At 46.7% G+C, this 18,656-nt stretch carries 21 protein-coding genes; 2 read left to right on the top strand and 19 right to left on the bottom strand.

The window, feature by feature from the left end; all coding sequences use genetic code 11:
• Positions 1 to 644: 644 nt before the first annotated feature.
• The 5 genes from EHS89_RS19890 to EHS89_RS19870 all read right to left on the bottom strand — a co-directional run bounded on the left by EHS89_RS19890 (position 645) and on the right by EHS89_RS19870 (position 4,476).
• Positions 645 to 1,250 (bottom strand): Yip1 family protein, encoded by a 606-nt coding sequence (locus EHS89_RS19890; protein WP_124927923.1) that lies wholly within the window; start codon positions 1,248 to 1,250, stop codon positions 645 to 647.
• A gap of 124 nt (positions 1,251 to 1,374) precedes the next feature.
• Positions 1,375 to 2,277 (bottom strand): heme o synthase, encoded by a 903-nt coding sequence (gene cyoE / locus EHS89_RS19885; RefSeq protein WP_124927922.1) that lies wholly within the window; start codon positions 2,275 to 2,277, stop codon positions 1,375 to 1,377.
• Entirely contained in the window at positions 2,264 to 3,277 is a 1,014-nt protein-coding gene (locus tag EHS89_RS19880) for a COX15/CtaA family protein (protein WP_124927921.1), read from the bottom strand. The genes cyoE and EHS89_RS19880 overlap by 14 nt, the downstream gene beginning before the upstream one ends.
• Before the next feature lie 3 nt (positions 3,278 to 3,280).
• Positions 3,281 to 3,769 carry a hypothetical protein gene (locus EHS89_RS19875; RefSeq protein ID WP_124927920.1) on the bottom strand — a complete coding sequence of 163 codons (489 nt, stop codon included), beginning with the start codon at positions 3,767 to 3,769 and terminating at the stop codon, positions 3,281 to 3,283.
• Positions 3,766 to 4,476, bottom strand: coding sequence for an SURF1 family protein (locus EHS89_RS19870; RefSeq protein ID WP_124927919.1), 711 nt, complete (start codon positions 4,474 to 4,476; stop codon positions 3,766 to 3,768). The genes EHS89_RS19875 and EHS89_RS19870 overlap by 4 nt, the downstream gene beginning before the upstream one ends.
• 21 nt (positions 4,477 to 4,497) lie before the next feature.
• Between EHS89_RS19870 and EHS89_RS19865 the strand changes: the two genes are divergently transcribed.
• A complete protein-coding gene (locus tag EHS89_RS19865) occupies positions 4,498 to 4,716 on the top strand; it encodes a twin transmembrane helix small protein (RefSeq protein ID WP_124927918.1) in 219 nt (72 codons plus the stop codon).
• Between the two features lie 4 nt (positions 4,717 to 4,720).
• On the opposite strand, the gene EHS89_RS19860 is transcribed toward EHS89_RS19865, so the two are convergent.
• The 9 genes from EHS89_RS19860 to ubiM form a co-directional block, all read right to left on the bottom strand.
• Positions 4,721 to 5,605: a cytochrome c oxidase subunit 3 gene (locus EHS89_RS19860; protein ID WP_124927917.1), complete on the bottom strand. Its 885-nt coding sequence runs from the start codon at positions 5,603 to 5,605 to the stop codon at positions 4,721 to 4,723.
• On the bottom strand, positions 5,602 to 6,177 hold the full coding sequence (locus EHS89_RS19855; protein ID WP_124927916.1) for a cytochrome c oxidase assembly protein: 576 nt from the start codon (positions 6,175 to 6,177) through the stop codon (positions 5,602 to 5,604). The genes EHS89_RS19860 and EHS89_RS19855 overlap by 4 nt, the downstream gene beginning before the upstream one ends.
• Positions 6,178 to 6,185: 8 nt before the next feature.
• Positions 6,186 to 7,790, bottom strand: coding sequence for a cytochrome c oxidase subunit I (gene ctaD, locus EHS89_RS19850; protein ID WP_124927915.1), 1,605 nt, complete (start codon positions 7,788 to 7,790; stop codon positions 6,186 to 6,188).
• 4 nt (positions 7,791 to 7,794) lie between these two features.
• A complete protein-coding gene (coxB, locus tag EHS89_RS19845; protein ID WP_124927914.1) occupies positions 7,795 to 8,907 on the bottom strand; it encodes a cytochrome c oxidase subunit II in 1,113 nt (370 codons plus the stop codon).
• 518 nt (positions 8,908 to 9,425) lie between these two features.
• Positions 9,426 to 10,016 carry a protein-methionine-sulfoxide reductase heme-binding subunit MsrQ gene (locus EHS89_RS19840; protein ID WP_124927913.1) on the bottom strand — a complete coding sequence of 197 codons (591 nt, stop codon included), beginning with the start codon at positions 10,014 to 10,016 and terminating at the stop codon, positions 9,426 to 9,428.
• A complete protein-coding gene (gene msrP, locus EHS89_RS19835) occupies positions 10,016 to 11,044 on the bottom strand; it encodes a protein-methionine-sulfoxide reductase catalytic subunit MsrP (RefSeq protein WP_124927912.1) in 1,029 nt (342 codons plus the stop codon). Before msrP ends, EHS89_RS19840 begins: the two co-directional genes overlap by 1 nt.
• A gap of 27 nt (positions 11,045 to 11,071) precedes the next feature.
• Entirely contained in the window at positions 11,072 to 11,863 is a 792-nt protein-coding gene (gene pssA / locus EHS89_RS19830; RefSeq protein ID WP_124927911.1) for a CDP-diacylglycerol--serine O-phosphatidyltransferase, read from the bottom strand.
• Positions 11,864 to 11,940: 77 nt separating this feature from the next.
• Positions 11,941 to 12,681: a type 1 glutamine amidotransferase gene (locus EHS89_RS19825; protein WP_229753796.1), complete on the bottom strand. Its 741-nt coding sequence runs from the start codon at positions 12,679 to 12,681 to the stop codon at positions 11,941 to 11,943.
• Positions 12,682 to 13,227: 546 nt separating this feature from the next.
• On the bottom strand, positions 13,228 to 14,433 hold the full coding sequence (gene ubiM, locus EHS89_RS19820) for a 5-demethoxyubiquinol-8 5-hydroxylase UbiM (RefSeq protein ID WP_124927909.1): 1,206 nt from the start codon (positions 14,431 to 14,433) through the stop codon (positions 13,228 to 13,230).
• 240 nt (positions 14,434 to 14,673) lie between these two features.
• On the opposite strand from ubiM, the gene ilvY reads away from it, so the two are divergent.
• Positions 14,674 to 15,546, top strand: coding sequence for an HTH-type transcriptional activator IlvY (gene ilvY / locus EHS89_RS19815; protein WP_124927908.1), 873 nt, complete (start codon positions 14,674 to 14,676; stop codon positions 15,544 to 15,546).
• Here ilvY and EHS89_RS19810 read toward each other — a convergent pair.
• The 5 genes from EHS89_RS19810 to ilvN all read right to left on the bottom strand — a co-directional run bounded on the left by EHS89_RS19810 (position 15,543) and on the right by ilvN (position 18,655).
• Entirely contained in the window at positions 15,543 to 16,451 is a 909-nt protein-coding gene (locus EHS89_RS19810; protein ID WP_124927907.1) for a DMT family transporter, read from the bottom strand. The genes ilvY and EHS89_RS19810 overlap by 4 nt on opposite strands.
• A gap of 75 nt (positions 16,452 to 16,526) precedes the next feature.
• Positions 16,527 to 16,916, bottom strand: a complete 390-nt coding sequence (locus EHS89_RS19805; protein ID WP_124927906.1) for an acyl-CoA thioesterase — start codon at positions 16,914 to 16,916, stop codon at positions 16,527 to 16,529.
• A gap of 122 nt (positions 16,917 to 17,038) precedes the next feature.
• Positions 17,039 to 17,623 (bottom strand): phosphonate metabolism protein/1,5-bisphosphokinase (PRPP-forming) PhnN, encoded by a 585-nt coding sequence (phnN, locus tag EHS89_RS19800; RefSeq protein ID WP_124927905.1) that lies wholly within the window; start codon positions 17,621 to 17,623, stop codon positions 17,039 to 17,041.
• 108 nt (positions 17,624 to 17,731) lie between these two features.
• The gene (locus EHS89_RS19795) at positions 17,732 to 17,938 is read right to left on the bottom strand and encodes a hypothetical protein (RefSeq protein WP_124927904.1); all 207 of its coding nucleotides are present in this window, start codon (positions 17,936 to 17,938) and stop codon (positions 17,732 to 17,734) included.
• A gap of 225 nt (positions 17,939 to 18,163) precedes the next feature.
• Positions 18,164 to 18,655 carry an acetolactate synthase small subunit gene (ilvN, locus tag EHS89_RS19790; protein ID WP_124927903.1) on the bottom strand — a complete coding sequence of 164 codons (492 nt, stop codon included), beginning with the start codon at positions 18,653 to 18,655 and terminating at the stop codon, positions 18,164 to 18,166.
• Between the last annotated feature and the right edge of the window lies 1 nt (position 18,656).

Raw genomic sequence — 18,656 nt, 5'->3', positions numbered from 1 at the left:
TAAAAACATATAAATGAATTCACATATGGTCGCTGCTTTGATAAAGCTTTTTGCTTCATCTCAACAAGCGCCCACACGAATTATCTGATCAATCTGTTAAAGAGCGTTGCTTAAGTGACTCGAACCGTTGCCGGCGTGTCGTCTCAAGCGAGGTGCGTATTCTACTCAACACCCTGATGAAGTCAACCGTTTTATTTAAGAATTTGTAATAAATTTTCAAACAAACCGTTGTGCTTCGTGATTCGTTTAGCCTTCCTAAAAAGCGTTGCTTTTCAAGTAGTTAAAAGAACCACCTCAACCTGTGTCAGTGACCGTTTCCGGTGGCTGTCTCAAACGAGGAAGCGCATTCTACACTGGGGGCGCTGGGAGTCAACAGGGAGGCACGAAAATAGTGAAGTTTTTGTGAAAAAGTCCGAATTTCGAGGGGCACGTCGCTAAACGCGACATCCCCCTTATAAGGCCTTCTATATAGCTATATGAAAGCGCACTTCGTAAGCGCGCATTAGTACTTTCTCTTTAAACAATAAAACCGCCTGACGGCGGTTTTATTGTTTATGCTTTTTCTAGCAAGTCACAAAGCGCCTTCTAGATTCTATTTAGAATACAAAGCTTTCTGTCCTAGACACTTGTGAATCTCTGTTTAGCTATCCACTCACATAGCTAAGGGGGATAAATGTACTCCATAAAATGACTGTTGTAGCCAACAGACCTACCAGAACACACAAACCAACCGTCAATATTGATGATGCAAAAAAGAATGCTCTGTCTTCTTCAATTTGCATTATTTCCGGAACACCCGTGTATAGCAGATAGACGGTATAACAAAGCGCAACCATACCGACCAAAACATTTAACCAGAGTACCGGATACAGACCAACAATACCGGCCAGGAACAGCGGTGTTGCTGTAAATGTTGTCAGTACCATACACTCATCTAGCGAGACATTACCGCCATAGGTTTTTTCCATCCAGTGGATTGTAAATGCTATAAACCCAACCGCGAACCACATAGCGGCGTAAAACGCGATTGCAGCCATCAATGCACTTCCCATCGTTAGCTTCACAAACTCACCACCGGATACACTCCAACCTATCTGGGTCGTTCCGATAAATAGTGACAAGGCTGGAATTGCAGCCAGAATACTTATCTGTGCCATAAAGCAGTGCATCATGGAGTAATGTTCTTTATGAATATCCCTCCACTCATGCTTGGGGTCATACATTACTCCCCACATATGTTGTAAAAACATAGATCTAACCTCCCAAGACTGCGTTCACCAACAGCCTTATTATGGTTTTAAAATTAACCGTTTCTCCTGTATTTACGGTTTCAATTATCTGTCAGTGACAGTCTTTTTTATCAAAGCTCTTAGGTTAGTTTAGTCCCATACTGTAGTGATCGAGTAAAAGAACACAAAATAACCACATAATATATTTTACGCTATACCAGAACATCGCCAACGGAGCCGCTTGATCTATAGCTTTATAGACCCTGATCGCCCAATATAAAAAGCGTATGTTAAGCAACATTACCCCCACCAGATATAGGCCACCGCTCATGCCTGTCATGTAAGGAAATAGCGTCGTTAACACCATAAGCACTGTGTACAACAGAATTTGTAATCGGGTGTAAGCCTCTCCATGGGTTACCGGCAGCATAGGTATTCCTGCCCGGGCGTAATCATCTTTTTTATGAATACAAAGCGCCCAAAAATGCGGTGGAGTCCAGGCAAAAATAATTAACACCAACAGTAAACTATCTGGTTCTACCTGCCCTGTTATAGCAACCCAGCCCAACAATGGTGGAGCCGCACCGGCAATACCACCAATCACAATATTCAAGGGTGTCGCCCGTTTCAGCACAACTGTATAAATAACAGCGTAGCCAATCAGTGCTGCCAATGTCAGCCATGCCGTCAGCATATTGGTTCCATAAATCAGGATCAGCATGCCCAATACAGCTAAAACTGCCGCAAACTGCAGAGCATTACTCGCAGCGATCTTCCCTTGAGGCAGAGGCCTTCGATGTGTTCGAGCCATCTTGGCATCTATATTACGATCCATAACATGGTTAACCGCTGCAGCCCCCGCCGCCATCAAACCAATTCCCAGTGTTGCGCTGATAACAAGATTAAGCGGAGGTAGCCCGGGAGTTGCAAGGCACATTCCGACCACTGCAGTAAGCAGCATTACAGCCACGACACGCGGTTTACAGAGCTCCAGGTATTCTCGCCAGATATCGTCGGATTGCAGTGTATTTTGATTACTGTTTTCCATAAACCCTCTCCGATTCATAACGCTGCTTCAGCCATAACAAACTCAGTAATAATCCCAACGCTCCGGCATGATGTATTAGTGCTAATAGCTCAGGAACCCCTAACAAGGCATTTGCAAAGCCCAGCAATGACTGCAGCACCAACAGCACGATCAGAACAAATGCCGGTTTTCGGCATGCCGTAGCCGATACTGAACGAATAGCCACCAGCATTAATGTAATAACCGCCACAAGCGCTCCGCTCCTGTGAACCATCTGAATAGCAGCCCTTGCAGGCTGAGGCAGTACACCGCCCTGATAATTTTTTTGCTGATCAAAGCTCAGACTAAACCCTGTTCTGAAATCCAGCTCAGAAGTAGTCTCTTTAGTGCAGCTAGCCCAGTGATTACAAGCCCAGCCAGCATAGTTTGCGCTGGTCCAGCCTCCCAACAATATCTGAGCAAACAACACTATGACGGCCAATTGCATTAGCCATTCACGGGAGTTGCTCTTACAGGGATAGTTATTTATTGAGCATCCCAGTCGGCCAATTCTATTAGAAAGACTAATCAACAGGGTCAGCGTTAACAGCCCCCCCAATAAGTGCATCGTCACTATCTGCGGCAACAATTTTAGGGTAACGGTCCACATCCCAAACACGCCCTGCCCTACCACCAGCGCCAGTAAAACGATGGACAAACCAACCGGATAGCCCTGAATATGACGTCGCTGCCACCCCAGCCACGCTAGTCCTAAAATAATTAAACCCAGCGTACCTGCAAAATATCTATGCACCATTTCAAGCCAGCCCTTCTGTTGATCAACCTTCTGATCAACGAATAGTTGTTCTGCGGCTGCAATGGAATCAGCAGTCATAGGTACAACTAACTGCCCAAAACAGCCGGGCCAGTCAGGACAACCTAAGCCAGCATCCATTATTCGGGTCCAGCCCCCTAACAAGATCACTATAATTGCCAGACCAATTGCGATCCTGCTAAGCATCAGCGGTAAGCTGGTATTCATGACTCAGCCCACCTTTGAAACTTTCAGCAAACGTTTGAGGTCTTTCAATACACTCTGCGGTGACTGCTCAAGCCCATACTTAATCACCATAAATCCCAATGGGTCGACAACAGCAAGACCATTGGAAACCTCTTCTGTTTCAAATTGCTGATAACTGACACGCTGACGTTCTCGCCCAAGAGAAAGGTGAACATTAGGCAGTAGTTTTTTCCAGGTTTCACACTGTTGATCGCACTGCGCATTCACCAGTAAGATCAGTTGCCACTTGCCAGGAACCAGATCGACCTCCTGCAAAGCGCTAACCTCTTCTATACGTAATCCCGAGTCATATAAATGCCCGCTATTAATCTGATCAACAGGCCGCCAACCGGATAGGAATGCAATACTAGCGACCAATAGAGGTATTAATGCCGCGCCCCAAATCAGCCAGAAAACCACACCAGGCACACCTCTTTTAGGTGGAGGTATATTAATGGTCTCACCGATAATCATATTGCCCGCCTCTTTAAGCTTCCCCATAACATCAGGCCAGATCCGATAATCAATACCAGCGCCAGGCCAAACCATTGCAATGCATAGCCCAAATGCCTCTCTGGCGACATATTCACTACCGGCCAGCCAACCTCCAGATTAGAAACAAGGCTGATCTCACTCAGCAGTACGGCCTTATATAAAGCGGAATGCAATTGCTGCAGGCGTGTAATATCTATGGATTGAACACGTACAACATCCGCTACCGGCCAAGTATCTTCTTCCAGTTGCATCGGCTTTGTTGATGACACTAATCGGCCAGAGATTGATATTGGTCCTTTTGGCAACACTATCTGCGGCAATTGTTGCCGTGTTCGAGGAGCCTTTAACCAGCCCAGATTTACCAACACCAGGGAAGTGGAAGCTTCAGGTTGAAACAGAACAACCAGCTCATAGCCAACCTGACCGTTACGGGTTCGGTTATCCAACAAATACACCGGCTGTTGAATAATTTGTCCAGTTAAGTTCACCTTAACCTTCCCTGCCTGCGACAATTCCGGCAACCTATTCATTAACTGAGGAGCATTATCCCAACGCTCGATAATGATCTTTTTTTCTTCTGCACGATTAAGCTGCCAGACACCCAACCACAACAGTAGCGGTATAAAAAACAACACCAACAAGATAATCAGATGCTTGATCCAGACTCTTTGCTGAACTTTACTCATAAGGACACCGGAGACGTACTCATGATTAAATCACTGATCGTATTTATTTTTATCGCCATCATCATCAGCCTGTTTGCTGGCCTGTACTTCCTGCTCAAAGACCAAAGCCGATCTCATCGAACAGTACAATCGCTCGTATTACGCGTATCCCTTGCCATCTTTCTTCTCCTCATCATATTGCTGGGTGTCTACTCCGGTGACTTGCAGCTTAGGACGGCCTTTCCAATACCTGATTCCTGAAATTTCATATCAGGTAAACAAACAGAAACAGCCCTATCCAGACCACATCTACGAAGTGCCAGTACCAGGAAACCGCCTCAAAGCCGAAATGGTGATCTGGTTCAAAATGCCCTCGTATCACCCGTAGCATAATTATCACCAGCATCAGCGCCCCCAGCGTCACATGCATACCGTGAAACCCTGTCAGAATAAAAAAAGTTGCCCCATAAATTCCGGCATGCAGAGTTAGTCCAAGTTCATCGTACGCCTCAGCATACTCAAGGGCCTGAAATACTATGAAAGCAAAACCAAGAGCGATAGTAAGCGCCAACCAACCGATCACTTGAGAACGACGGTCCTGCTTTAAACGATAATGGGCGATGGTGACTGTTACGCTTGAAGTAACCAGCAACAGGGTATTCAGCAATGGCAGGTGCCAGGGATCTATCAATCCGGCAGGACCAGGAAACGCATCCATGTCCGGTGTTTGCATTAACGGCCAGCTGGCAGAAAAATCTTGCCAGAGCATATTTGAAACACCTTTATCACCTTCGCCGCCGAGCCAGGGAACAGCCAGAGTACGCACATAAAATAATGTGCCGAAGAATGCCGCAAAGAACATAACCTCTGAAAAAATAAACCAGCTCATCCCCCACCGGAACGAGCGATCCATCTGATCCGAATATAAGCCCTGACGACTCTCATCGATAACATGACCAAACCAGCCAGTTAGTATCAGCCCCATGCAAAGCGAGCCCAGTAACAACATAATAAGACCTGAGCCCCCGCCTGTATCAGCACTCATAGCATTGATGAGCGATCCCGCACCAAAGGCCATCAAAAATAGCGCGATAGAAGCGAGAATTGGCCAGCGACTCTGAGCGGGTACATAGTAGGACTGGCTAGTCATAAGTTCCTCCTTTCCGGCTCTTCAGTTACAGCAGCAACCGGGCCGGTATCAGGGGTGATATCAAATAAGGTATAGGAGAGCGTAACTGTCTTAATATGCTCAGGCAGCGCTGCATCAATAACAAACACCAGCGGCATAGCACGTTGCTCACCGGCATCAAGGGGCTGTTGCTCAAAACAGAAACAATTTACCTTATGCAAAAACTCAGCAGCTTCAGACGGCGCGACACTAGGTACGGCCTGGCCAATCATAGTAGATGAGGTCGGATTCATTGCGATAAATGCTGTTTGCTTCATCTGCCCGGGATATACCGTCAATTGAGACTGCTCAGGCCTGAAACGCCAGGGCATGGATTCATTATTGACGGCAATAAACTGCACCCGTACGCGGCGCTGCGGGTCAGCATTAACATCCTGTACCGGACCGGTGTTCAATACCTTGCCATTTAGCCCGGTCACCTGACAAAAAACATCGTAGAGAGGTACTAACAGAAAACCAAAACCAAACATCAGCACCGCTCCGGCAATAAGCCGAATGATAAGCGTGCGATTAGGTTGCTGTTGTTGACTCATATCCCACCTCAACTTTGCCCGGTATTATTTTTGTCGAGTTCCGGAGGTTCTGTAAAAGAGTGGTAAGGTGGTGGAGAAGGCAGTGTCCACTCAAGACCGTGGCTACCTTCCCAAACCCTAGCGGTAGCTTTCTCTCCTGAGCGAATACAGCAGACCAGGTTATAAACAAAAATAAGCTGCGAAAAACCAAACAGAAACGCACCAAAGGTGGCGACCATATTAAAATCGGAAAACTGCAATGCATAATCAGGTATCCGCCTTGGCATACCCGCCAACCCCAAAAAGTGCATCGGAAAGAAAGTTACATTCACACCAATAAAGGAGAGCCAGAAATGTAGCTTACCCATAGTTTCGTTATACATATGGCCAGTCCACTTAGGCAGCCAGTAATAGGCTGCAGCCATAATTGAAAAGATCGATCCTGGCACCAGAACGTAATGAAAATGCGCAACCACAAAGTAGGTATCATGGTACTGGAAATCAGCCGGCGCTATCGCCAGCATCAGTCCTGAAAAACCACCGATAGTAAAAAGCACCACAAAAGCCAGAGCAAACAACATAGGTGTTTCGAAAGTCATTGAACCCCGGAACATCGTTGCGATCCAGTTAAATACTTTGACCCCGGTTGGTACTGCAATCAGCATCGTCGTAAACATAAAAAACAATTCCCCAGCCAAGGGCATACCGACGGTAAACATATGATGCGCCCACACAATAAATGACAAAATGGCAATGGAGCTGGTCGCGTATACCATCGATACATAGCCAAACAGACGCTTACGGGCAAAGGTAGGAATAATCTCAGAAACCACACCAAAAGCAGGCAAAATCATTATGTACACTTCCGGATGGCCAAAGAACCAAAAGACATGCTGAAATAAAACCGGATCACCACCGCCGGCAGCATTGAAGAAGCTGGTATCAAAATGAATATCCATCAGCATCATTGTCACTACACCGGCCAATACCGGCATAACCGCGATTAACAGAAATGCAGTAATCAGCCAGGTCCAGACAAACAGAGGCATATCCATTAGTTTCATACCCGGTGCCCGCATATTAAGAATGGTCGCAATCACATTGATCGCCCCCATAATCGAGCTGATTCCCATCATATGAACGGCAAAAATAAAAAAGGTTACACTAGGAGGCGCATAAGTGGTTGAAAGAGGGGCGTAAAAGGTCCAGCCAAAATTAGGTCCGCCCCCTGCCATAAAAAGGGTGGAGAGCATCATGCTGAAGGCAAAAGGAAGAATCCAGAAACTCCAGTTATTCATTCTGGGTAATGCCATATCAGGTGCACCCACCATCATTGGGATCATCCAGTTTGCCAAACCGACAAAGGCGGGCATCACTGCACCAAACACCATGATCAAACCATGCATCGTGGTCATCTGATTAAAAAATTCAGGCACAATCAACTGTAAACCTGGCTGAAACAGCTCTGCTCTGATTGTGAGCGCCATACAACCGCCAACAAAAAACATCAGCAAGCTGAATAGCAGATACAGCGTACCGATATCCTTATGGTTGGTGGTGTAAAGCCAGCGCGTGATCCCTTTCGCCGGACCATGCTGCTCTGTTTCGCTTACTGCATGCTCTACGCTACCCATACCCCTACTCCTTCAGCATCTCTTTTATCTGCTGAACCGAAACAGCCCCACCCTGATTACCCCAGGCACCTCGCTCATAGGTAATCACTGCGGCCAGATCCGAAGCACTCAACTGTTCAGCAAATGCCTGCATCGCAGTACCAGAGCGACCATTCAGAACCACATCAATATGTTCATCCACCGTTTCATTCATCAACGGACTGCCCGCCAATGCAGGAAATACATTTGGAATCCCCTGACCTTCAGCCTGATGACAGGCTAAACAACTCTGTTTATAAACCTCTTCACCGCGACTCATCAATTCTTCTACACTCCAGTCACGTTCAGCTGACTGTTGCTGTGCTAATTTCAGAGCCCCTTGCTGCTGCAACCAAAGTTGATAGTCTTCTGCAGATTTAACCTCTACCACAATCGGCATAAAGCCGTGATCTTTACCGCATAATTCAGCACACTGTCCGCGATAGATTCCGGGCTGATCTACCAGCGTCCAGGCTTCATTAATAAAACCGGGAACCGCATCTTTTTTTACTGCCAGTGCCGGCACCCACCATGAGTGAATAACATCGTTCGAGGTAATCAGAAAGCGTACTTTTTTCCCTGCAGGAATAACCATTGGCCGATCCACTTCCAGTAAATAGTTATCCCCCTTAATCGCCTCATTACTGATCTGATCAGCAGGCGTCGTCAGGTTACTGAAAAAGTCGATATCCTGGTCAAGATATTGATAGCGCCACTTCCACTGATAGCCGGTTATCTGAATATCCAGCTCTGCATTATTCTTATCGTACATCTGAATCAGGGTAGTGCTGGCGGGTACCGCCATAGAGACAAGTATCGCTACAGGAATAATGGTCCAGAGAATTTCGATCCAGGTGCTTTCATGAAAATGAGCGGCTTTGGCACCTCTGGATTTGCGATGCCAGAAGATAGACCAGAACATCACACCGAAGACCACAACCGCAATCGCCACACAGATATAAAAAATCACCATATGCAGGCTATAAACGGATCGACTGATCTCAGTCGCTCCTTCTATAAGATTGAGTTGCCAGTCAGCTGAGGCCAACGGCGCATAAAAAAACCCTGCATACAGCAGAGCCCTTCTGTTACATCTCATATCCAGGCCTCCTTGCTGTTGAATACCAAACAGCGGTGCACCAAGTTATAAAATGGTCCCTTTGCCCTTACTACAATTCCAGTTAAATCACTTGGTTATAGGCCAGTATAGCAGCTGATCTGAACCTGCAAGTTTAAAAAAATGATGAGCAATAATGGCAGGGGCGCACTGAAGCCACCCCTGCCGGAGAGAGAAATAAAGTGGTAAAATTCGCTGAAAACTGTCTATCCTGCCAGCGAAGTTAAAAGCCAGTAAAGCATACTTATGAGCGCTACAAGAAACGCTGCAGACGCCACCAAACTCCATAATAACGATGGCATTTTCATATTAAACCTCTTCCCCCTTTCATCAGGAGGATCAGCAAATACAAGCTTCATGATCCCGTTGATTCTGACTATCAAAATCTCTAACAGCAGTAACAGTCGTTCAGGCAAGTGGTTAGGATACATAAAGACCTCCGCCCTGCTCTGGTAACATATAAAACCAACGATTAGCCAGTTGAATGACCGATACCAGAATTAACTGCGCCTTTTAATGTATAGTCGATATCCGAGCATTAATGCCAACAGAATTGAAAAAAACAGCTGTTCTGCATAATCTGAACGAATCTGCCAAATGAAGTGAATAATGATCAGAATAGAGGCCGGATAGATCAGATAATGCAGCTGTTGCCAACGTCGTCCTAGACGCCGCTGCATTTTCTTAGTTGACGTCACAGCCAGTGATAAAAGTAAAATAAATGCCAGTACGCCCACTATCACATAGGGACGCTCTGTCACTTCTCTTAGCAAAATATCCAACCGCCATCCGGCCAGAAAAGTGGCGAAAGCCAATAGATGGAGAGACGCATAAAAAAACGCATAAAGACCAAACATGCGGCGATGCTGTATCAGCCAACCCCATCCAAATAGACGGCGCAGTGGAGTGACTGCAAGACTAATCCATAAACAGATCAACGCCCAATACCCCAGCTGACTAACGAGATACTGGGCAGGATCTGCCCCCAGATTATTAGTCAGCAGATCCTTAACCAGCCATAACAGTGGTAGCAATAGAGACAAAAACAAAATCCACCAGCGAGCCAGTCGCTTGCGGCTAGCAGCAAACATCAGAACAGCCGGTTCAGATCCATCCCCTTATAGAGATGTGCAACCTGATCTGCATAACCATTGAATGGCAAAGTATCAATAATATTAGGACTCAATAAGGTCGCCGGTAGCCGACGTTCAGTAGCCTGAGACCAGCGCGGATGATCAACCGCAGGATTAACATTCGCATAGAAACCATACTCATCCGGCGCCGTTATATTCCAACTGGTTTCGGGCATAGTTTCACTGAAATGAATGCGAACAATAGATTTGATAGATTTAAAACCGTATTTCCAGGGCACCACCAATCGTAATGGCGCTCCGTTTTGGGGTGGTAAGGCATTACCATACATGCCCACCGCCATCAGCGTCAGCGGATTCATCGCTTCATCAATGCGCAGCCCTTCTACATATGGCCAGTCGATAGTCCCAAATGAGCTACGCTGTTCTGACATCTGCTCTTTATCGAGTATGGTCTGAAACTGAACAAACTTAGCTTTGGAGGTAGGCTCGAAACGCTTAATAAGATCCGCCAACGGAAAACCCAACCAGGGAATAACCATCGACCAGGCTTCGACACAACGCAGACGATAGATTCGATCTTCCAGTGCGTGGGGGGCAAGAATATCTTCCAGATTATAAACACCGGGTTTAGCCACTGCGCCACTGATCTCTACCTGCCAGGGATCTGTTTTAAAGCTCTTTGCATAACGGGCAGGGTCCCGCTTATCCGTACCAAACTCATAAAAATTATTATGTGTTATCGCATGATAGTAGGGTGCCGTTTTTTCTTTGACCGAAAAGGCAGCATTGTGGGCGGCACCGGCTATTTTTTGCTTCATCCAGTCAGGGCCCGCATAGCGCGGCAGGTCAGTCGGAATATCATACTCCGGTGCAGCGGCCAGTACTGATGAATAACCCAGAACAGGCAGAGCCGCAACAGATAGCGCCGCTTGCATAAACTGACGGCGCTGCTTATAGATCGACTCGGGGGTAATCTCTGATGACAGGATCTGCCCGGTATTTCTGGAAAATAGTTTCCTGTTCAAAACCGCACACTCCTGCCTGTTGTTCTATTAACTCGCCAGTGTTTTACGTTTGCGTAGCAACCACAACACCGGACCCGATAAGGTGTACCCCAGAATCAGCAACCAAAGAAAAATGGGTGGGCTGATAGAGATAACACCGATCACCAGCACTATTGCCAATAAGATCATAAACGGAATCTTACCTTTGGCATCGATATCCTTAAAGCTATGGTAGAGCACATTACTCACCATCAACACGCCCACCAATGCCACATAAACAGCAATCAGATATACAAAGCTGCTGACATCGATATCAAACTCAACACTCGCCCACACCAGACCTGCAACCGCAGCTGCCGCTGCCGGGCTTGGCAGGCCGACAAAATAACGTTTATCGACTGAACCGATCTGGGTATTAAACCGGGCCAGACGCAGGGCAGCACCTGCCACATAAATAAAGGCACAGAACCAGCCGAATTTACCTGCATCACTCAGCACCCAGCTAAACGTCACTAGCGCCGGCGCAACGCCGAAAGAAACCATGTCAGATAATGAATCATACTCGGCACCGAAAGCACTCTGAGTATTAGTCATGCGAGCTACCCGACCATCAAGGCCGTCTAGCACCATTGCCACAAAAATAGCAATGGCTGCACTATCAAACTGATCATTCATGCCAGCAACTACAGCATAAAATCCACAAAACAGAGCGCCTGTCGTAAACAGGTTAGGTAACAGGTAGATACCACGGCTACGCGGCTTTACTGACTGCTGGTCCTGCTCGGGACAATCCTTTGAAGCGCTATCATTCGCGCCATTATGATCCTGCTGATCGTTCATAAAGTGTTTACACCACAACTATTAATAACTTCAGAAATAACAACTTCAGACATTCTACTTTCCCACTGCGCTGAAAGCTATGTACCGGACAACAATACCCGATCCACAAACTTACGCACCAGATAATTTGACTCGGGGGTTTCTACCGCTGAACTCAACACCCGGTCCAGTTGACCATCACCATCGGTATAATGAGCCTTATAGAAAGTCAGCCGTTCTATCAGCGTAGCTTTATCCACTTCAGGGTGAAACTGAAATGCCCAAAAGGGCTTGCCCTGCAATTTAAAGCTATGGATACATTGATCGGTATAGGCCAGAACTTCGCAATCATCCGGTACTGATTCGGCATATTGTCTATGTACTGAAATAGCATGAAAACCATCCGGCGTATCATGGTACAACTGATCATCTACCGCTGACTCAGACAGAGAGATAGGTAAAGTGCCCATCTCAAAGTCTTCATCTTTATGCAAAATTTCTCCACCCAAAGCCAGTACCGCCAGCTGAAAGCCAAAGCAAGATGCGAATACCGGCTTTGCTGTTTCCGCACAATAACGGATTAGATTCTGACACTGCAGCACAAACGGAAACTGATCCGGCTTTAAGACGTTAGCTTCGCTGGCGCCCCCAACCAGTAGCGCATCATATTCATCAGCTGCCGTTATTGGAAATTCAGGGGTATCAAACACATTCAGGATATCTATCTGGTGCGGCTCCACACCACAGTATTCGGCAAAGCTAAGATACTCTTCCTGCCTTACCTGTTCACCATCACGAATCTGTAACAACAGGATTTTCAGCTGTTCACGGGATTTCAAAACGCATTCCTTTTCTGATAACAGGCTTAGGGAGCCTGCGAATAAGTCCTGGCGGCACTCTGTCTTACGGGAAAGCTCACAATCAAGGAAGAGCTTTGAAATAATGTCTGGACCTTATAAGAAGTTCTGACAAAGAGTGTGGGCTTTCCCGTAAGCCCCGCAGGGCAAGTCCTGAAGCCCGCATCTACATCGTTGAAGTTCTTATTAAGGACTAAGGCCATTAATGACGTACTTCGCCTTGCATCTGCAAGCTTCAGGTCTTGCAGAGCAAGAGCGGGGCTTGTTCGCAGACTCCCCTAGGATACCTTGCTCAGCTGCAGACTCAATAAAAAAACTGCACCACGGAGAACGCTGAGGACACCGAGAAAACGGGGCTCCTGTAAAAGCTCTTCAATCTTTTACAAATCCTTACGCTCTCCTCTGTTCTCTTAGCATATCCCCTGATTACTGTGGTAAGCAGCATATATAGCTCATTCCGCCCCCGCAAAGAAGCATAAAAAAGGGCTGTATTCATTCGAATACAGCCCTTTTTAGAAAGCGATCGGACTATTTTAAGCCGGGTAGAAAGAATGGAATATCGATCTTTTTCTCCGTTAGCTTACGGGTAATGATCTGCTTTAAAGGGGCAAAGTTATTGGCAACCCGCAATGTCGCTTTACGCACAACCTTGGCAGCAAAGTTATCATTGGTAAATAAGCCGACTACCAGGTTAGTGCCCATATAGAGTGGCTTAGTCACGCGCATATGGTTAGTCTGATATTTTTCCAATACGCTGGCAGAGCCAATATCCCGGCTCTGAGCCAGGGCACTCTTAATCTCTTTCGCCAGGGTCTCCTGGCTACGCAAACCAAGATTAAAACCGTGCGCAGTCACCGGATGCATACCAACGGCAGCATCCCCAATCACAGCAAACCGGCGACTAATGAATTTATTCGCATGCACAGCCACCAGTGGGTACAAATGACGACGCCCATAGAGCTTCATATTACCCAGTTGACCTTGTAAGCGCTGCTCAATATCGGCAGCAAAAGCTTCTTCACTCATATTAAAAATGCTATCAGCTTCAGCACTGGATACCGTGACAACAATAGATGAAAGATTACCGGTCATCGGCAGAATGGCCAGAGTACGGCCGTAATGGAAGCACTCAAAAGCGGTCTGATTATGAGGAACAGAATGCTCCATCCGGCAAACAATCGCAGTACGGGAGAAATCTTTCATTGACGCTGGCACACCCATCTTTCGGCGGGTTTCAGAGAAACGACTATCCGCTGACACCAACAGGTCGCATTCAACACGATCACCATTTGATAGCTGTACCCAGGCATTTTCGGTAGTACTGCCTACATCTTCGACGGAAGTTTCGGTCAATAACTCCAGATTGTCGATACCTTCAACCACCTCAAAATAGGCTTTACGGATTTTGTCATTCGGTACCAGATAACCCAGAGCATCAAGATCGGCTTCGGTATTATCAAAATTCAGGGTATAGCTGGAATCTCCATCCAATACCTTAGCGGCACAGATCGGCGACACATCGTCCTTTGCCAACTGCTGCCAGGCACCAGAATCTTTCATCATCTCTACAGATAAATGAGTCAGCGCAATTTCACGTCCGTCTTCAGGAGGAGTACGCAAGGTTTCCAAAGACGACCGCTCCACCAGCAACACTTTAAGGGAGCTATCCTTGAGTGAACGGGCAAAACTAAGCCCTGCAGGGCCTGCGCCAATGATTACAATGTCATACTTCATTTGAACCCCTGAGTCCTTACCAGACTAATTAATATTGATGCCTACACTACCTGCTAACCGGTTTTATTACCCTAACCCAGATCAACCGGCTCTGATAAACAAGGCCCGATACACTGACTCTCATAGAAACCTACTCCACCTTACTTCACCTTCAGTTACTTAATTGATCTGCTTTAAATTGCATTAAATGGTATATATAGACAACTATATTTCATTAATAGCAATACACTGGTCTTGGTTATGGACACTAAATCCCTGAAGCTATTTATTAGTCTGTGCGATAGTTTGCATTTTGGCCGCGCCAGTGAGGCCTGTCATATAAGCCCTTCAGCGCTAACCCGGACAATAAAGCAACTGGAAGAATCTTTGGGGGTTCAGCTGTTTGAACGGGATAACCGCACCGTCAGCCTGACAAAGGAAGGTGAACGGTTTCAGGAATATGCGCGAGAAGCCCTGATTCAGTGGGATGTAGTGCGAAACTCGCTGTTAGAAGGTGCCCAGGAGCTACAGGGAGAGATCAGCGTGTACTGTTCGGTAACCGCCAGCTATAGTTTTCTCTACGATATATTGAGTGAGTTTCGCCAACTACATCCAAAGATCGAAATAAAACTCCATACCGGCGATGCTGAAAATGCAATTCCCCGGGTACTGGCCGGGGACGAAGATATCACTATTGCCGCCCGCCCAGACAGTATGCCTGCCAGTCTGGATTTTAAGCATATCGCCTCATCACCTCTGGTCTTTATTGCCCCTAAGCTGAACTCCGAACTGGATCAGTTATTAGCAGGTCCTATGAACTGGGCAGAGATACCGATGATTTTGTCGGAAGAAGGGGTATCCAGAAAACGCATAGACCGTTGGTTTAAGCAGCACAACGTTAAACCATTAATTTATGCGCAGGTTGCCGGTAATGAAGCAATTGTTAGCATGGTCAGCCTTGGATTTGGCGTCGGCGTAGTCCCTAAGATCGTACTGGATAACAGCCCTTTATCTGGCCGGGTAAGAATCCTGCCGGTTGAGCCTCAACTTAAAGATTATGATGTGGGACTGTTTGCACTGAAGAAAAAACTGCAAAGCCCATTGATTGACGCATTCTGGTCTCAGATTCGTTAACCCGCTCTGACGATAGACCGAGGCTTATTAACCAAATAGATCCCCAGTGCCACCAAAATCAAAGCAGCAACCATATTCGCGGTAATACTTTCATCCAGTATCAACCAGGCAAACAGCACACCAAACAAAGGCGTTAGGAAAGTAAAGCTGGCAACTTTTGCTGCCTGGTAATGGCTTAGCAACCAGAACCACGCAAGATAACCGACAAACGCCATTAATACCGTCTGAAACAGCAGCGATGCTGCCACGGTAACATTCAGATCGGTGACTCCCGTTTCCCCTAGCAACGCCGATAATACCAACAAAGCGATGGCTGATACTGCCAATTGATAGAGCAGGACCCGGGCCGGTGACTGGTGCCGCTGCGGCGAGGCCTTTAACACAACAGTGGTGGCTCCCCAGAATATCGCGCCTAATAACACCAACAGATCACCCAGCACTGAGGTCTGCTCTGAAGCCTGTTCTGTCAGCGAGTCACTAAACGCCAGAACAACTCCGGAAAAAGCAATTGCCAGTCCGCCAATCTGGCCCAGACGCAGCGTTTCCCCAGGAATAAAAAAATGTGCACCCAAGGCAACAATAAATGGCGATGTATAGAGGAATATTGTGGCATGGGAGGCACTGGTCAGCGTCAGGCCCTGATACAGAAACAGAAACTCACCGGTAAACAGTATTCCGATCAATACTCCCCACCAGCCAGCACCATCTCTGTAAAAAATAGTTTCGCCTCTGTAGCGCATCCACCCCATTAGCAGAAAGGTAGCCCCCAGTGAGCGTAAGCCTGCCTGCATCAATGGCGAAATACCTTCCAGGCCGAACTTAACCACGACCTGATTCAAACCAAATAACATGCAGAGCAAAATCAGCAGGACAATGGCTAAGCCATCAAACTTCTCTTTAATCATGCGCTAAACTTTTTCCCTGAGTTTATCCTGAGAGCTTCTACCCTGAACCTATAACCGCTGACTTATTCTGTCAGCTTATACTGCAAACAACGCTTCCAGCTCTGGCGAGATATAAGGCCGGCCTCGCTGATTCAGAGCCGTTCCTATCACCAGCCCTTCAACGCAGACTTTCTCATCTTCCAGTCTGACAACCCGCTGACGAAAGCCAAACTTCACCTTACTGATACGTTCAAGCGATACCTCAACGACAAAGCGATCTCCACTTTTCAGTGACGCCTTATAATCCAACTCAGAGCGAATAACCACCAGATGGATACCTGCTTCGGTCATGGCCGCAAAGTCGATACCGCTCTCGAGCAGGAATTCATGTCGGGCATGTTCAAGATAATTAAAATAAACACCATTATTCACGATGCCCTGCATATCCAGTTCGTAGTCCCGCACCTTAAATTCAACTCTGAACATCTAACGATCCTTTACAAAATTAAAGAAAACTATAAACATCGCCCGAGAAACGATGCATCAGACAAAAAAAGAGGGTGCATATTAGCACCCTCCCGTTTTATTTAAGAGCCATTTCCAGCGACTTAATGTGTCGCTCTAACTGGCTGAATGCTCTGCGGCGCCATTGACTCAATCAGACTCAACAAGGCATCTACGCCATCTTTGAGCTCCGAATTATTGTCTATACGATGAATAGTATCCGGCAAGCTATCGACTATCTGACGGTGACGAGCCAGGCGTCTCTGAATTTCTTCTTCTGTCTCTCTGCCGCGTTGAGTAAGACGTTTATGCAGCGTCTCTTCATCAACTTCAACTAACACCGGAACCAGGTTCGGGTAGCTGTGCATCGCGATTTGCAAGTATTCCCGGGAGCCGTTAATAACAACATTAATCCCTTTACTCAGCCAGGTATCAATTTCAGAACCAATACCATAGCTGTAGCTATGGGAATACCACTGCATAGCAAACATCCCCATGCTGGCACGCATATCAAATTCTTCAGCCGACAGGTGAATGTGATTTTCGCCACCAATATTAGCAGCTCGGGTGATATAACGATGGGCAACAAAGCAACAATGCTCTGTTTGCAAACGCTGGCGGCATCCCTCAAGCAGACTATCTTTGCCGCTGCCGGAAGCTCCTACCAGGTAGAGCAGTTTTCCACTCATAAACAGATCTCAATCAATGCCTGATTAATTTAAGATCAAGAGTAATACGCTTAAATTTGAAACACCAGTAATGATTCTCTCTTATGCAAAGAGATAGCCTAAGCAGGGTCAGGCAAGCATCTCCTGCTCAAAAACTACAACATAAGTGTCTTCCCAGCGAGGAAATGACATCGCCTGTTTCCAGTATGGGGTTACATCATATAGTGACGCGACGCTAGGAGCGGCCTGCGCTTCACTCAATCTGTCCGTATTAATACCAGACAATGGCAAAGCCAGCAGCAGGCTCAGCATACATAGCTGAACAATTCTGATCATATCTGCCTCCTCAGACCGGTACCCTTATCTTGCCTTAAAACTAAGACTGCATTTCGCTGTGCTACCGATCTACTCACCCCATTTAGCCGGGGGGACTTTTAAGTATAGACACAAATTTAAAACCCATCTGTGATAACTATCATTAAAATTCAGTTTTAGAATGGCCGATACAAAAAAGCCGCTGCTCTTATTAAGAGCAACGGCTTTTACAATACAACGCATCGATTACAGGCTAAGTACCTTTTCACCACGCGACAAACCGGAAACACCGGTACGAACCACTTCCATAATATGGCTGGTTCCCAGCGTTTCAATAAAGGCATCCAGTTTTTCACTGGCACCGGTCAGCTGAACCGTGTAAGTGCTGGACGTTACGTCGATGATCTGACCACGGAAGATATCAGCGGTACGCTTAATCTCCGCACGCATCTGGCCGGTAGCCTTCAGCTTAATCATCATCAGCTCACGTTCAACATGCTCGCCTTCAGTCAGATCAACAACTTTCACTACATCGATCAGCTTATTCAGCTGCTTAGTGATCTGCTCAACCACTTTATCACTGCCAACAGTTGTTACTGTCAATCGGGACAAGGTGGAATCTTCCGTCGGTGCTACCGTCAAAGATTCAATATTGAAATTACGCTGGGAGAACAGACCAACAACCCGGGACAATGCACCTGGCTCGTTTTCCATCAGCACAGAAATAATATGTCTCATA

It is taken from the genome of Amphritea balenae, from assembly GCF_003858655.1.
GTDB lineage: Bacteria > Pseudomonadota > Gammaproteobacteria > Pseudomonadales > Balneatricaceae > Amphritea > Amphritea balenae.
The sequence above is the reverse complement of the archived record's forward strand: the minus strand, read 5'-3'. Positions and strand labels throughout refer to the sequence as shown.

Excerpts from the sequence above, each read along its gene's own strand:
- EHS89_RS19890 (WP_124927923.1), bottom strand. The coding sequence starts at position 1,250 with ATGTTTTTACAACATATGTGGGGAGTAATGTATGACCCCAAGCATGAG.
- cyoE (WP_124927922.1), bottom strand. The coding sequence starts at position 2,277 with ATGGAAAACAGTAATCAAAATACACTGCAATCCGACGATATCTGGCGA.
- EHS89_RS19880 (WP_124927921.1), bottom strand. The coding sequence starts at position 3,277 with ATGAATACCAGCTTACCGCTGATGCTTAGCAGGATCGCAATTGGTCTG.
- EHS89_RS19875 (WP_124927920.1), bottom strand. The coding sequence starts at position 3,769 with ATGATTATCGGTGAGACCATTAATATACCTCCACCTAAAAGAGGTGTG.
- EHS89_RS19870 (WP_124927919.1), bottom strand. The coding sequence starts at position 4,476 with ATGAGTAAAGTTCAGCAAAGAGTCTGGATCAAGCATCTGATTATCTTG.
- EHS89_RS19865 (WP_124927918.1), top strand. The coding sequence starts at position 4,498 with ATGATTAAATCACTGATCGTATTTATTTTTATCGCCATCATCATCAGC.
- EHS89_RS19860 (WP_124927917.1), bottom strand. The coding sequence starts at position 5,605 with ATGACTAGCCAGTCCTACTATGTACCCGCTCAGAGTCGCTGGCCAATT.
- EHS89_RS19855 (WP_124927916.1), bottom strand. The coding sequence starts at position 6,177 with ATGAGTCAACAACAGCAACCTAATCGCACGCTTATCATTCGGCTTATT.
- ctaD (WP_124927915.1), bottom strand. The coding sequence starts at position 7,790 with ATGGGTAGCGTAGAGCATGCAGTAAGCGAAACAGAGCAGCATGGTCCG.
- coxB (WP_124927914.1), bottom strand. The coding sequence starts at position 8,907 with ATGAGATGTAACAGAAGGGCTCTGCTGTATGCAGGGTTTTTTTATGCG.
- EHS89_RS19840 (WP_124927913.1), bottom strand. The coding sequence starts at position 10,016 with ATGTTTGCTGCTAGCCGCAAGCGACTGGCTCGCTGGTGGATTTTGTTT.
- pssA (WP_124927911.1), bottom strand. The coding sequence starts at position 11,863 with ATGAACGATCAGCAGGATCATAATGGCGCGAATGATAGCGCTTCAAAG.
- ubiM (WP_124927909.1), bottom strand. The coding sequence starts at position 14,433 with ATGAAGTATGACATTGTAATCATTGGCGCAGGCCCTGCAGGGCTTAGT.
- ilvY (WP_124927908.1), top strand. The coding sequence starts at position 14,674 with ATGGACACTAAATCCCTGAAGCTATTTATTAGTCTGTGCGATAGTTTG.
- EHS89_RS19810 (WP_124927907.1), bottom strand. The coding sequence starts at position 16,451 with ATGATTAAAGAGAAGTTTGATGGCTTAGCCATTGTCCTGCTGATTTTG.
- EHS89_RS19805 (WP_124927906.1), bottom strand. The coding sequence starts at position 16,916 with ATGTTCAGAGTTGAATTTAAGGTGCGGGACTACGAACTGGATATGCAG.
- phnN (WP_124927905.1), bottom strand. The coding sequence starts at position 17,623 with ATGAGTGGAAAACTGCTCTACCTGGTAGGAGCTTCCGGCAGCGGCAAA.
- EHS89_RS19795 (WP_124927904.1), bottom strand. The coding sequence starts at position 17,938 with ATGATCAGAATTGTTCAGCTATGTATGCTGAGCCTGCTGCTGGCTTTG.
- ilvN (WP_124927903.1), bottom strand. The coding sequence starts at position 18,655 with ATGAGACATATTATTTCTGTGCTGATGGAAAACGAGCCAGGTGCATTG.